Source organism: Reticulibacter mediterranei (genome assembly GCF_016587455.1).
The window spans coordinates 2179918-2194961 of record NZ_BNJK01000001.1 but is presented as its reverse complement, the minus strand read 5'-3'; the positions used below and the strand labels follow the sequence as shown (position 1 = coordinate 2194961).

At 51.5% G+C, this 15044-nt stretch carries 9 protein-coding genes; 6 read left to right on the top strand and 3 right to left on the bottom strand.

Annotation, left to right across the window (positions count from 1 at the left end; translation table 11 throughout):
* Positions 1–168: 168 nt before the first annotated feature.
* Entirely contained in the window at positions 169–2886 is a 2718-nt protein-coding gene (gene acnA, locus K3T83_RS09430) for an aconitate hydratase AcnA (RefSeq protein ID WP_220202714.1), read from the bottom strand.
* Positions 2887–3066: 180 nt separating this feature from the next.
* Positions 3067–4137, bottom strand: coding sequence for a LacI family DNA-binding transcriptional regulator (locus K3T83_RS09425; RefSeq protein ID WP_220202713.1), 1071 nt, complete (start codon positions 4135–4137; stop codon positions 3067–3069).
* A gap of 365 nt (positions 4138–4502) precedes the next feature.
* On the opposite strand from K3T83_RS09425, the gene K3T83_RS09420 reads away from it, so the two are divergent.
* The 6 genes from K3T83_RS09420 to K3T83_RS09395 all read left to right on the top strand — a co-directional run bounded on the left by K3T83_RS09420 (position 4503) and on the right by K3T83_RS09395 (position 13432).
* Entirely contained in the window at positions 4503–5768 is a 1266-nt protein-coding gene (locus tag K3T83_RS09420) for an ABC transporter substrate-binding protein (protein WP_236064860.1), read from the top strand.
* A 22-nt stretch (positions 5769–5790) separates the two neighbouring features.
* Positions 5791–6726, top strand: a complete 936-nt coding sequence (locus tag K3T83_RS09415; protein ID WP_220202711.1) for a carbohydrate ABC transporter permease — start codon at positions 5791–5793, stop codon at positions 6724–6726.
* 49 nt (positions 6727–6775) lie between these two features.
* Complete coding sequence (locus K3T83_RS09410) at positions 6776–7636, top strand: carbohydrate ABC transporter permease (protein ID WP_220202710.1); 861 nt, start codon at positions 6776–6778, stop codon at positions 7634–7636.
* 80 nt (positions 7637–7716) lie between these two features.
* A complete protein-coding gene (locus K3T83_RS09405) occupies positions 7717–9645 on the top strand; it encodes a glycoside hydrolase family 127 protein (RefSeq protein WP_220202709.1) in 1929 nt (642 codons plus the stop codon).
* 247 nt (positions 9646–9892) lie between these two features.
* Entirely contained in the window at positions 9893–11572 is a 1680-nt protein-coding gene (locus tag K3T83_RS09400) for a tetratricopeptide repeat protein (RefSeq protein ID WP_220202708.1), read from the top strand.
* Positions 11573–11671: 99 nt separating this feature from the next.
* Positions 11672–13432, top strand: a complete 1761-nt coding sequence (locus tag K3T83_RS09395) for a serine/threonine-protein kinase (protein WP_220202707.1) — start codon at positions 11672–11674, stop codon at positions 13430–13432.
* Positions 13433–13544: 112 nt separating this feature from the next.
* Here K3T83_RS09395 and K3T83_RS09390 read toward each other — a convergent pair whose 3' ends face one another.
* Positions 13545–14780, bottom strand: a complete 1236-nt coding sequence (locus tag K3T83_RS09390) for a serine/threonine protein kinase (RefSeq protein WP_220208198.1) — start codon at positions 14778–14780, stop codon at positions 13545–13547.
* Positions 14781–15044: the final 264 nt, after the last annotated feature.

Sequence of the window (15044 nt, the reverse complement as noted above, 5' to 3'; positions counted from 1 at the left end):
TCGTTTTTTGAGAGTAACTGCTAAACGTATGTTTCGCCGTCTGCTTCTTTCAAAAGAAGTTGTTCGGCATATAATTGGTACTATATAGTATTCATGTTTTATAGATGAATGAAAAAAGAAAGGCACCATGTATGTATAACATGATGCCTTATTGGTTGTTGATACGGCTTATGCTTCCATCAATCTGCGCAGAACGGTAGGCAGGATACCACCATTCTTATAGTAAACCACGTCGATGGCGCTATCCAGGCGTGCAATCGTCTGGAAGGTGAAGCTCGAACCATCCTCTCGCGTAACTTTGACCGTGATCTCCTGGCGGGGCTTCAGACCCTGTGCGATGCCAAGAATATCATAGGTTTCGTGTCCGGTGAGTCCCAGGCTCTCTTTGTTTTCACCGGGGCGGAATTGCAGCGGCAGGATACCCATGCCAACAAGGTTGCTGCGGTGAATACGCTCAAAACTCTCGGCAATCGCAGCACGGATACCCAGCAGGAGCGGGCCTTTCGCAGCCCAGTCGCGTGAGCTGCCAGAGCCATATTCTTTGCCTGCCAGAACTAGCAGCGGCACTCCTTCCTGCTGATAGCGGACTGAGGCATCGTAGATTGTGGTTTGTTCGCCGTCCGGCAGGTGGAGCGTGTAGTAGCCTTCTTTATCGGGCGTGAGGCGGTTGCGCAGGCGGATATTGCCAAACGTGCCGCGTACCATCACCTCATGATTGCCGCGACGAGCGCCATAGGTGTTGAAGTCGCGCCTCTCGACTCCGTGCTCGATCAGATATTGTCCCGCCGGGCTATTGGCTGCAAAGCTGCCAGCCGGAGAGATATGGTCGGTGGTGATAGAATCATCGACCATCACCAGCACTCGCGCGTTCTGGATATCTTTGATCGGTGCAGGCTCGCCTGACATGCCCTGGAAGAAGGGCGGTTCCTGGATATATGTCGAATTGGTGTCCCACTCAAAGAGTTCGCCGGTCGAGTTGGAGAGTGCCTGCCAATGCTCATCCCCTTCAAAGACGCGGCTATAGTTTTCCTTGAAGATCTCCGGGGTGACGGTCTTTGTTACAACCCGACGCACCTCTTCCTGTGTCGGCCAGATATCGCGTAGATACACCTTGTCCCCGTTGATATCGGTGCCGATAGCCTCTTCCGTTAGATCGATATCGACGGTGCCTGCTAGCGCGTATGCCACGACGAGCGGAGGCGATGCCAGGAAACTCGCGCGGACCTGTGGGTGGATACGTCCTTCAAAGTTGCGGTTTCCACTTAGTACTGCGGCGACAACAAGATCGTTCTCCTGAACGGCCTCTGCAACTGGTTCAGACAAGGGACCGCTGTTTCCAATACAAGTTGTGCAACCAAAGCCGACGAGATGGAAGCGGAGCGCTTCGAGATAGGGCAACAGATCGGCGTTGTTCAGATAATCGATGACGGCGCGTGATCCAGGCGCGAGGCTCGTTTTCACCGTTGGATTGACCGAGAGGCCGCGCTCGACGGCATGTTTTGCAACCAATCCTGCGGCAATCATGACCGCCGGGTTCGAGGTATTCGTGCAGCTGGTAATGGCGGCGATAGCGACCGAGCCATGTTTGAGGTGCGTCTGGATGCCAGCAATTTCGACGGGCACGTCGCCTTTCTTTTGCTCTGCATGTCCGTTGCTCTCTGAAGCTTTCAGGCGATCAGCATAGGCCGTGCGGAACGTCTGGCCAAGATCGTGCATCGCGACTCGATCCTGTGGGCGGCGTGGACCAGCAAGGCTTGGCTCGATGCTGCCAAGATCCAGCTCGATCAGATCGTCAAACAGCGGCTCCGGCGACTCATCAGTGCGGAATAGCCCTTGCGCCTTCGTGTAATGCTCGATCAGTTCTACTAGCTTGGGATCGCGGCCCGTATCGCGCAGGTAGCGCAGCGTTTCGGCATCCACCGGGAAGAGGGTTGCGGTCGCGCCAAATTCGGGCGACATGTTGGCTATAGTGGCGCGATCTGCCAGGGGAAGCTGGCTGAGGCCGGGGCCGGTGAACTCAACAAATTTGGCAACCACGCCGCGTTTGCGTAGGATCTGCGTAACTGTCAGGACAAGATCGGTTGCCGTTGCGCCTTCTGGCAGGTTGCCAGTGAGGCGCATGCCGATCACTTCTGGAGTGAGCAAATAGAGTGGTTGTCCCAGCAGGACCGCTTCTGCTTCGATGCCACCAACGCCCCAGCCAAGCACCCCCAGACCATTGACCATCGTTGTGTGAGAGTCGGTGCCGACCAGTGTATCGGGGAAGGCAACCGTTGTACCATCTTCTTGTTTTGTCATGACGACCGAGGCCAGATATTCCAGGTTGACCTGATGGACGATGCCTGTTCCGGGTGGCACGACGCGGAAGTTATCAAATGCCTGTTGCGCCCAACGGAGCAATGCATAGCGCTCGCTATTGCGTTCGTATTCGCGCTCGACGTTGCGACCAAAGGCCAGTGTTGAGCCAAAGGTGTCTACCTGGACCGAGTGGTCGATGACAAGATCGGCAGGTACAAGGGGATTTATTTTCTTGGGATCGCCGTTCATACGAGAAACGGCCGAACGCATGGCAGCGAGGTCTGCGACTGCTGGGACGCCTGTAAAATCTTGTAAAAGGACGCGGCCAGGCAACATGGGATATTCTGCTTCGCTAGTGGTTGCGTTCCCAGGCGTCCAGTTTGCCAGCGAGAGAATATCATCTTCAGTGATGATATCACCATCGGCGTGGCGCAACAGATTCTCAAGCACGATTTTCACGGTGAATGGGAGTCGTTCCAGTCCAGACACACCGCGCTGCGCCAATGTGCCTAAGCGATAGTAGTGGACGGTGCCAAAAGTGCCTTGCAGGGTTGCACGGGCACCAAACACATCTTTGTATGCAGTCATGTGGCATTTCCTTTGGTGGAATGATTATTTTGTAGGGGATGAGAAATGGCTCAACTGAGCATGCGAACCGACCCTACTACGTTCTCTAATGTAGCATCTCTATGCTCTATTATATAACAGAAGGGCCGGTGCGGTGCACCTGTAGGATGTCCATTTAAATGTTGCTCGTTCTTTGTTCCGCTACTTTTTCTGCACACCATCTTTGAGCGAGAGAGAATGTTTGGGAACGCCACTGGAATCGCGGACAACCAGGGTGCAGTGCTGATAAAGCGCTCCTTGTGGCGTCTCTCGACCTTCAATCATCGCAAGCAGATGTTGTCCAGCTCTGCGCCCAAGCTCTGGTAGGCCCATATCGATAGTTGTGATGTGAGGGCGGACGCGATAGACCATTGACGACCAGTTATCGAAACCTATCACTGAAACATCTTCAGGCACTCGTCGCCCGGACGCTTGCAAGGCTTCGATGACTCCACAGGCGATCTCGTCGCTACCGCAGAAAATTGCATCGACGGCTGGATCGCGTTCAAGAAGCTGTTGAGCAGCTTTATAGCCCCATTCTATCGACCAGGGACCAGTCAGGATACGCGTCTCAGAAAAGGGAATGTCGTGCTCTAAAAGTACCTGACGCATCCCACGCGCTCGTAGATGTACTGCCTCAAAATAAAGTGGGCCGGTAATTGTGGCTATCTCACGTCGTCCCTGGCTGAGCAAGTGTTCGGTGGCGAGGCGTCCTCCCTGCTCATCGTCTGGCAATAAGCAGAGTTCTCTATGGTCAGTGATGCGACCGTAGACATAAAGGTGAGGTATTTGCTGATGTTCTGGTGGTAAAGGGACGGGTGGGTGCAAGTTTGTGTCGTCGGCCATAAAAATGATGCCATCAACAGGCCTGGTGAGCAAGCCTTCCAGGTGTTGGCGCTGATGTTCCTGGTTAAAGGCACGCCACATTAAGACGCTGACCGGCCTTTCGTATTGGGCTACTTCTTGTTCCAGCCCGGTAAGCAAAGGAATGCTGAAGCGTGTATGGATGACGGAAGTCAGCAACAAGATCGTGATGTGATCGGTTGCTGGGAGTCCACGTGTACGGAAACCCAGTTGTCGGGCTGCGGTGAGAACACGTTCGCGCGTCTCCTGCCGCAATTTCCCCTGCCCGTTCAATGCCTTAGATGCTGTGCCAACTGTGACTCCAGCAGCAGTTGCTACATCCTGTAATGTTATGGTTTTTGACGCCGATTCTTCATCATACACTGACATCGCCTTATCTGGTCCCTTTGCCTACCTGTTGTAAGTTGAGTATTGCTTATAAGGAAAAATTTTCCTTTGTCTCGCCATCATACCCGTCGCTTTGTCGAAAGTCAAGAGTGATATGCGTAAGCACGCTATATCATATGCACCACCCTGGATTTTTCCTGATTTTCTCTTGACAAAGACAATAATAGTTAGGTATTCTTGCTCATATCGAGAAATTATTTTCCTTAATTAAGGAAAATAGGAAATGTTATTGCATCAAAAATTGTGAATTATTTTCCTGATGCGAGAAAAATAGGAGGGTACATTTTTCGTTCTTGCCCACAGATTCGGCATTATTTCTGTGTCTATGAAAGGATTATTCAATGAAGATGCGACCATTATTTCGAGCATTGGTGCTTCTCCTGCTGACTCTTGCTCCTGCTGCATTGGCAAGTTGCGGCTCTTCAACAACCGCGAGTGGAGAAACGGAACTCTCTTTCTGGATTCGCAGTAGTGGCAGTAGTTATACGAAACCGCTAGTTGACGCCTACAATAAGACGCACAAGGCAAAGATTAAATTGACGCTGATCCCCGACGCAAATTTTGTGCAAAAGTTTGGGACCGCCGTTGCTGGTGGCAATGCCCCTGATATTGTCGCCGTCGATCTCATCTATTTACCTGCTTTCAGCCAGTCTAACCAGATGACCGATATTACGGACATGGCTCATCAATTGTCTTTTTTCGACCAACTCAGCCCTTCTCATGTACGCCTGGCAACCTTCAATAATCGTATTTATGGTTTGCCATATAGCGCGGAAGGCTCGATCTTGCTCTACAATAAAACGCTGTTCAAACAGGCCGGACTTGATCCAGAGAAGCCGCCTACGAACTGGGCTGAGATCGAAGCCTATGCGAAAAAGATCACTGCACTTGGCAATAATACCTATGGCTACTATTTCTCCGGTCGTTGCGCCGGGTGTAATGCCTTCACCTTTTTGCCGCTGATCTGGGCCAGCGGTGGCGATGTGCTGAGCGATGATGGTAAAACGCCGAAAATGGACTCGCCTGCTGTGAAAGATGCCTTCTCTTTCTATAAAAAACTGTGGGATGAGCAGCTTGTTCCTAAAGGGGCGAAAGTCGATAACGGGAGCGAGGGTCTGAACGCTTTTACGACGGGGAAAATCGGTATGGTTGGCAGTGGTGCCTTTTCAATTGGTTCGTTGAAGAAAGAGCATCCAAATATTGATTTTGGTGTCTCTTATCTACCGGGTAAAGATGGCGGCACCTCTTCATTCGCAGGTGGCGATTCCATCGGCATTCCGCGTGGCTCGAAGCACAGTGCAGAGGCGTTTGATTTCATCAAGTGGTGCCTCTCTGACGACGTACAGATCGAGCAGTTTGCGAAAAATGGGAGCATTCCGGTGCGCACTGATCTTGCCACCAATAAATATAGCCAGCTTGATCCTCGCTATGTTGTCACCTCGAAGGCGATGGCCCAGGGGCACACACCCTATAGCGTTCACTACAACCAGCTTTTCAACGATGCAAATGGTCCCTGGATCGGTGCTATCCAACATGCAGTCTTTGATGGGAAGGTCGATGAGGCTCTGAACACTGCGCAGGGGCATTTTACTCAGATTCTCGCTGAGAAATAAACCACCTGAAAAGGGGATGTTCATGGCTTACGTTCAGGCGCATAACACTGATATCCAGCTTGCGCGTCAGGAGAAGCCGCACTCTATGAAGCGGCGCAGGCAGTGGCTCGGCTTTCTCTTTGTCCTGCCTGCCCTGTTGCTGGTTGTCACGCTGTTTCTTGTTCCGCTGGTGATGTCTTTCTGGATATCGCTGCATAACTGGCCACTGCTCGGCGACCACACCTTTATCGGTGTCCAGAACTACTTTGATATTGTTCACGACAGTATGTTCTGGCAAAGCCTCTGGTTTACCACACGCTATACATTGGTGGTGACGCCAATTATCATGGTAGTGGCCTTTGGCCTGGCCCTGCTGGTAAAGCAGCCTATACCCGGAGCTGGCGTGTTCCGTACGATCTTTTTCACGCCTGTTGTGATTGGCCTGGGCGTGATCTCTCTGCTTTTCGTCTGGATGTTCAACGATCAGAATGGCATATTTGATGCCATTCTGCTGCAATTGCACCTGATCCGGGAACCGATTATCTGGCTCGCTGATCCAACCATCGCTATTCTTGCTATCGGTGTGATGGTGGTCTGGAAAACGGTGGGTAGCTCGATGCTTTTCTTTATGATCGGCATGAACACTATTCCCGACGAACTCTATGAAGCGGCCCGTGTTGATGGTGCTGGCTGGTGGCAACGCCTGTTTTTCCTGACGTTGCCACTGCTGCGGCGCACGTTTGCCCTGGCCCTGGTACTCTCTGTGATTGGCTCGTATCTGGCGTTCGATCAGTTCTTTATCATGACTCAGGGAGGACCGCAAAACCAGACGATCACTCTGGTCTACTGGATCTTCAATCAATCCTTTGTGTATTACAAGATGGGTTACGGTTCGGCTCTATCGATTGTGTTGCTTGGTATTCTCATGATCTTTACTGCCGTTCAACTGTATCTCTTACGTGATGATACACGCGCGTAGCATGAGATGTATTCACAACGAAAAGGAGGTCTCGAAAAGGTTCATGCTCATGTCATCAATGCGGCCTCGCCGTTCCTCACTCACGTTGCCGCGTGTGTGTTATTACGTGGCCTGCGTTATTCTGGCCCTGATTTTTCTCTTTCCGCTGTTCTGGACCGTAATCTCAACGTTTAAATCGCCGGAAGAGATTTCTGCGGTGCCACCGACGTTTTTCCCGCAACAGTTCACCTTTCAGGGTTATCTCGATCTCTTTCAGGCCGGGGCAGGTATTATCCAATATCTGGGCAATAGTATTCTCGTCACCTTCCTGACTATCGCGTTGACTATTCTTCTCAGCACGCTGGCGGCCTTTGGGTTCGCACGCTTTCCTTTTCCTGGCCTGAATGTCGTCTTTGTCCTGATTCTTGCAGGATTGATGATCCCGTTTACATCGATCGTCACTCCACTTTTTGTGTTGTTGCGTGTGCTTGATCTGCAAAATTCGCTGTTCGGTCTTGTGCTGATCTATACCACGTTTCAACTTCCGTTCTCCATTTTTATGATGCGCAACTCGTTCGAGAGTATTCCTCGTGAGTTGCAGGAAGCGGCAGAGATCGATGGCTGCTCATGGTTCAGCATGCTTTTTCGCGTCATGATCCCGGTGGCCTATCCCGGCGTGATTACTGTAGGATTGTTTACGTTCTTTGCCGCCTGGAATGAGTTTTTAGCTGCCCTGATCTTTCTGTCTGATAGCGACCGCTACACGTTTCCGATCTATCTGGTCATGGCGCAGCAGGGACAATATGGAACGGTGAATTGGAACTCTGTACAGGCAGGCGTGGTTATTAGCGCTCTACCCTGCATTCTGGTTTTCCTGTTATTGCAGCGTTTCTACCTGAAGGGCTTGATGTCAGGCGCGGTAAAAGCATAATCATCAGAGAGGGTTGTATGACGAACGGCCCTTTTGCCATATTTACAAATACAGCATAACTAAGGAGCTTTCAACACTCTATGTCTTCTCACCCGTTACCACAATATGCTCGGTCTCAACAGACAGCAATAGTTCGTCCAACTACCAGTTCACGGGCGCTGCTCGCCCCTTTGGGGATGCAGGCGGTTCGTCTGACCGATCATTTCTGGGAGCCGCGCCGTATGAGCAACCACAAAATGGGATTGCAGGCACAACTTCAACAATCGGAGCAGACCGGACGTATTGATAATTTTCGTCGCGCCGCAGGTTTGATCCAGGCACCCTTTCAGGGAATATATTTCAACGACTCGGATGTCTACAAGTGGGTGGAGGCTTGTGCGTGGGTGCTGGCAACCGAGGATGACTCACAGTTAGCGGCCCAGGTTGATGAAGTTATCGCGCTCATCGCCGCTGCGCAGGATGAGGATGGGTATCTCAATACCTATTTTACCTTCGAGCGCAAGGCCGAGCGTTGGACCAATCTCAAGGACATGCATGAGTTGTATTGTGCTGGACATTTAATCCAGGCGGCAATTGCGTATCATCGCGCAACGGGTAAAACAACTCTGCTGGATGTCGCGGTGCGTTTCGCCGATAATATCGCCCAGGTTTTCGGCCCACAGGGACGCCCTGGTGCCTGTGGGCATCCTGAAATTGAAATGGCTCTTGTTGAGCTTGCCCGCGAAACAGGAAACGAGCGTTATCTGCAACAGGCCGAGTTCTTTGTGGATCAACATGGTCGCAAGCCGCCAGTTATCAGTGGTAGCTATTATATGCAGGATCATCTGCCAGTGCGGGAACAGACCGAAGTGGTCGGCCATGCCGTGCGCGCACTCTATCTCTATGCTGGTATGACTGATATTCTCACCGAGACCGGTGAGCAGGCATTGGACAGCGCACTCGAAACGCTCTGGCATAATTTGGTCGAGGAGAAAACGTATATCACTGGTGGCGTGGGCGCGCGCTGGGAGGGAGAGGCGTTTGGGTCCAATTATGAGTTACCCAATGATCGCGCTTATACTGAGACCTGCGCGGCAATTGCCAGCGTGATGTGGAACTGGCGTCTCCTGTTGCTCAAGAGCGAGGCCCGTTTCGCTGACACTATTGAGCAGGCGCTCTATAATGGTGTCATCTCTGGCAGCTCTCTTGATGGTACACTGTTCTTCTATCAAAACCCGCTTGCTGATCGAGGCCAGCACCGCCGTCAGCCCTGGTTTCCCACTGCCTGCTGCCCTCCCAATATCGCACGCCTGTTAGCGTCGCTGCCAGGCTACTTCTACAGTACCTCTGAAGAGGGACTCTGGGTGCATTTCTATGCTAACAATACGGCGACTGCGACTCTTGCCAGCGGTCATACCGTAATGCTTGAGCAGGAGACGAGCTATCCCTGGGATGGGGAGGTGATGCTGCGCGTACAGACTGAAACAACTGAGGAATTCACACTTTTTGTGCGTATTCCTGGATGGGCAGAGGGAGCACGCGCCTGGGTCAATCAGGAGGAGGTTGCTGACGTTCAGTCAGGCAGCTATCTTGCTTTGACTCGTGTATGGTCGCAGAGCGATGAAATTCGTTTGAGCTTTCCAATGGATGTGAAGCTAGTAGAGAGCCATCCTTTTGTGGCAGGCAACCATGATTGTGTGGCGATCATGCGTGGTCCCCTGGTGTATTGTGTTGAACAGGCCGATCATGGGAATATCGATGTGTGGAACCTGGTTTTGCCTGTTCAGCCGGTATGGGAGATTGAGCGGCGTGATGATCTGCTTGGTGGCGTTGTAACCCTTCAGGCGCAGGCTTATGAGCGCGTTTTGACGGATTGGGGGGGACAGCTTTATCGAACCTATCGCGGCCAAAGCACGCACTATAGATCTGCGCGACTCACTGCAATTCCGTATTATGCGTGGGCCAATCGTGAGACCGGTCCCATGCAGGTCTGGTTGCCTGTTGTTGATCATGCTCTTCTGGTTGACTAAAGCTTATCTTTGCAATTGGTGCAACTGATAAAAACCGATCATGACAAGAGTATTTCTATATCTATAGTAAATGCTCTTGTCATGATCGGTTTTTTTATCTGTTCACAGTAAAATATGCTATAACATTTATCAAATTGATGAGTTTGAGGCATGCTATATTGACAAAGTAGTGGCTCTTTCGCTACAGTAGTGACAACAAAAGCTTATGTGTCAAATCATTCTATTGTGTAGGACAGGGAGGACGTACATGGGGATGTGTTTAGATGTGGAGGGCTGTGGCTTTGAAAATCGTGCTAATGCTCGCTTCTGCGCACGCTGTGGCATACCTCTCCATGCTTCGGTGCTGCAAGGGCGTTATGAAATAGTAGATTTTATTGGAAAAGATCGCGGTACTGCCACTCTCAAAGCGATTGATCGCTCTGAGTCATTGTTGGTAACGATTCGCGCGCTCATCCCCAGGGGGGTTAGTGCGGAAGAACAGGAGAGCTTTTTACAGGATGCAGAGCTAGCGGTGGCTCTTTCGGCGCGCGTGGACGATCCTGGTAGTATCAGGGTTATTGATTATGGGAAGGATGGTCCGCTCGTTTTCCTGGTGAAATCCGACCCATCTTCGACTGCGGCGCGTGTAGAAAGCAACCCTATTTTTCGCTCTCCGCTCCCTTTGCCTGGCGAGGGCGTTGATGAGGAGGAGGCCGCTGCCACGCAGCTCAGGATTATGGTTCCCTCTCATGCTGAGGGCCCTCAGCATGCACCTGTGCAGAAAAATACGGGTCAACCAGCGCAACACGACTGGTTGGTGCAAGGCAATATTGCTTATGAGCGTGGCGACTATGAAGAGGCGCTCCGGGCCTATGAGGAGGCAACAGCGGTAGACGTTGTCTCGGTAGAGGCATGGAGGAGCAAAGGCGCGACTCTGCTCTGCCTGGGGCGTGCTGAGGAGGCGCTACTGGCTTACGATCATGCCATCTCGCTCTATCCTAAAGACCCGGAGCTGTGGACGGCGCGTGCCAATGTCCTGCGCGAACTGCGCCGCCCCGACGAGGAGATGTATTGCTACGATCAGGCGCTGGCTTATGATCCCGATTATGTGTATGCCTGGAGTGGACGCGGGATGGCTCTGGCCGAACAGAATAAGCCAGAAGAGGCGCTGCTGGCTTTTGATCGTGCCCTCCTGATCGATGCGAGACAGAGCATCGTCTGGCAGGCAATGGGCGATACGTTGTATAGTTTACACCGCTACGATGAAGCTCTTATCGCCGTTGATCGCGCCCTCAGTCTGGATCAGTCACGTGCGTCTCTTTGGGATACGAAGGGCAACATCTTGCGACGGTTGGGCCAGGCAGAGCAGGCATTTGCTTTGCATGAGCGCGCCATTCAGATGGATGAGCAGAACGCCACGCTGTGGTTTGATAAGGGCAATGATTTGCGCGAGCTTCGCCGTTATGGAGAAGCTCTCAACGATTATGATCATGCTCTTGCTCTTGACCCAACATTGGCGGGCGCGTGGTATAATCGAGGAAATGTGCTTGCTGCGTTACATATGTATGAAGATGCTCTGGCTTCGTATGATCAGGCGCTTACTTATGACGACGGGCTAACTTCTGCCTGGTATAATAAAGGTAGCCTGTTACACGAGTTGCAGCGTCATGAAGAGGCGTTGGTTGCTTTTGATCGCGCTCTGGCAGGAGATGTTCATTATATCCCGGCATGGAATAATAAAGGTTTATCTCTGTTTGCCCTCGGACGGATGGATGAGGCGCTGGCTGCGTTGGATCAGGCCACGTCTTTTGCTCCTGAAGAGCCTGATGCCTGGTATAATAAGGCTGTCGTGCTGGAGAAACTGGGACGGAAGCAGGAAGCTGTTTCATGCCAGGAGTGGGCAAGCTCTCTTGAACAACGGGCCAGATCTGCCAGGAGTTCACAATAATACCGTCTTTTGCCTATCGCCTGGGCTTATGCTCAGGCAGCAGGCGTATTTTGATTAATCCATGCCTGTTGCAGGCTGGGCTATAGCTCGGAGGAGGGAATGCGACGCTGCGCCGATCTCGTTGACTGTGGATATGATAATCGGGACAGCGATTTGTTCTGTCGAGCATGTGCTTTGCCCTTGCTCGACACTGCGCTGGCCGGGCGCTATGTCGTGGAGGCTTTACTCAATAAAGGTGGATATGCAGCAGTTTTTCGCGGGATAGATAGAAATCTTTCTCGCTACATTGCTATCAAAGTGCTGCTGCCCAGCAAGACCACACCTCATGAACACGACCATTTTCTGCGTGAAGCTCGTATCGCGGCCACGTTGGATCATACCAACATTGCTCCTATACTTGATTACGGAAGAGATGGTCCCAGTGTCTTTCTAGTAATGCCTCTCTACACGGCTGGTTCTTTGCGTACAAGACTGGCTCAGGCCGATGGACCTCTTCCTCCTCAAGAGACGATAACGAGTTTTCATCAGCTAGCCAATGCACTGTATTATGCCCATACTCGTCCTCGTCCTGTGATTCACCGAGATATTAAACCGGAAAATATTCTGATTCACCAGGAAGATCGCCGCCTGGTGATTACGGATTTTGGGATTGCTCGTTCGCTTGAACCAGGCGCACGGGTTGGCAAGACCGTCACCGTGCGCGGAACCGTTGGCTATATGGCTCCCGAGCAGACAAGCGGTATTGTTGATCCGCGCAGCGATCAATATGGGTGCGCCGTTGTTCTGTACGAAATGCTCACTGGTTATCATCCGCTTGATCCACGTGGCGGCCCCATTCCTCCTGTATCGTCCTTGAATAGCGAAATTCCTCCTGCGATGGATCGTGTCATGGTGCAGGCATTGGCGGCACGACCGGAAGAACGTTTTGCAGACATGATGGAGTTTTTGCAGGCATTTGATTTTGCCTGCCGCCCGGCCGTTGTCATGCCTTCTCATACGGCCCCTGATGTGCGGGTGGTTTCTGGCAATGTTCGTTCTATGCCGAGCACGCCCGTTGTCAGTAGTGTGCCGACCAACAGCGGGAAAATGAATGCCGTCAATAGTGCGTATCCTGTATATGCCGCTCCTCCAAGCACCAGCAGCGTGCAGGAAAAGTGTCGTGAGGGCGATCAGTTTCGCAATCAACAGCATTATTCACAGGCATTGCAGGCATATGAAGAGGCACTACATATGGACCCGCTCAACTTCTATGCCTGGAATGGCAAGGGAACGACGCTCTACAACCAGGGCAATTATCGCAAGGCGCTGGAGTCCTATCTGCGTGCAGCGGAAATCGAGCCAGATAATGCCGTTGTTTGGGTCAGCGCTGGCCTTGTCTTGATTCGTCTTCAGCGCTATCAGCAAGCGCTGGTGCATTTTGAGCGTGCGCTCTCTATCGATCCTCAATACGTCGCCGCCTGGAATGGGAAAGCTGATGCGCAACTGGACCTGAATATGCCACAGGAAGCGTTAGCATCTTATGAACACGCCTTGAGCCTCGATCAGAGAAGCTTTCAGGCCTGGAATGGCCTGGGCAATGCTCGTTCATGTTTGCGCGATTTTGCCGGTGCTGTAGACGCCTATACGCGTGCCTTACTGGTGAACTCCCGTAGCGCTGTTGCCTGGTGTAACAAGGCTGAAGCGTTGATGCGTCTGGGCCATAACAGAGCAGCGCTTGATGCCCTCAATGAGGCTACCGAGATGGATAAAGGCTATGCTCGCGCCTGGACATTGAAGGCTGAGGTCTATGATGCTCTTGGTAACTCACAGGAGGCGCAAAAGGCTCGGAAGCGTGCTCGCCCCTGGGGTCTCAAAAATTGACCTGTTGAAATTATTGCCTTTGTTATTGTTCAATCTTTGCCGCTATACAATAAAATTCTTCTCAAGAGGTAATTCGCGCAGCGGTAAGATTGAACAATGCATCTTTTCTCCTTTAATGGATATGTCCGAGTAAAAGGACAGTGACAAGCATTCCCACCAGTAACAGGAAAATGAGACTGACCAGCACGATGTTGAGGTTGGATGATCGATGCAAGAAGCTGAAAGGAATGCTTCTGGTTGGAAAGTGGGCAGGCATCAGCGACGAAAGCGAGATGATACGATTGTGTGCCAGCCTCTTCTCGCTGGCTAGTGCTGTTGTTGGTGTGCGCTGTTGGGCCTGTGTTTCTTCCATCGTTGCGACCTGAGCCGCTGCTGTAGAGAGTGTTGGCAGCGAACCAGGACCATAGGTTGGCTCAATCTCTTTTTCTACGGTAGAGAGGGGGAGCGTGGTGGCTTCGCGCTGTTTGTACATCACAAAGTTTTTCGTCTCACGCTGTTTTTCGCCTCGCCCCGATTGAGATTGGCGGGAACGCTGTAAAACAGCATCATAGGCCTGTGCAAATCCCATAATGTTTGGATAGCGTTGTTCCGGTTTTTTTGCTAATGCTTTTAAGAATACATCATCCAGTTCTATAGGCAGTGAAGAATTATGGATGCTTGGTGGCATGGGTTGAGTATGGTGGTGATGATGCAGGAGCTGGGCAGCTGTTCCCTCAAAAACGGCGTTTCCGGTCATAAGTTGATACATCATAACGGCAAGTGCGTACTGGTCTGCTGCGGGTCCTACATGGACGGAGGTTGCCAATGATGGGTCATCAAATTGTTCTGGAGCCATATAAAGTGGCGTTCCCACCGAACGGTGGAGCGAACGGCCGTGACGATAAAACGCGGCCAGACCAAAATCGGCCAGCAGTAGTCGTGGTCGTCCATGTGGAAAAATGCTGGTTAAGTGGCTGTATTGTCCACCCTTCAAATTCGCACGTTCAACGCGAATTAAGAAGTTCGTTGGTTTGATATCGCGATGGATGATACCGTGATCGTGAGCATATTGTAGTGCAGAGGCCGCTTGCATAAGATAGTAACCAGCTTCTTCGCCAGCGATGGGCCAGCCAAAGCCGAACTGTTGTGTGCGACGTTGGAGCCAGTTCCACAGCGAACCTTCCGCGATATAGGGCATGACGAGGTAAGTAATAGGTGCTCCATCAGGCTCAATGGTTTCTTCGCCGAAGTGATAGAGCGGCAAAATATTTTCATGTTCCAATTCGGCAACAGCCCGTGCTTCTCGCTCAAAACGGAGTGCTGCCTGCTTTCCTTCGGGGTATTGGGTATGGCACGTAAATCTCCACAGACAACTTTAATAGCTACTCTTCTTCCGATGCGTGCGTGTTGCGCTAGATAAATATCTCCCATTCCACCACTCTCGATGAGTCGCACCAGCCGGTATCCACCAAGAGTTTTCCCCACCAACATATTCATTGTAAGTTTCCCTCATAACATACAGCGTGAGAGCCAGAGAATAGGCAAAAAATATGCTCTCGTCTGTTTCAGTAATATTCTTTCTACACACAGTATACAGGGAAGCGTGAAACTTCTCGTAGTTGGATAAGAAAAA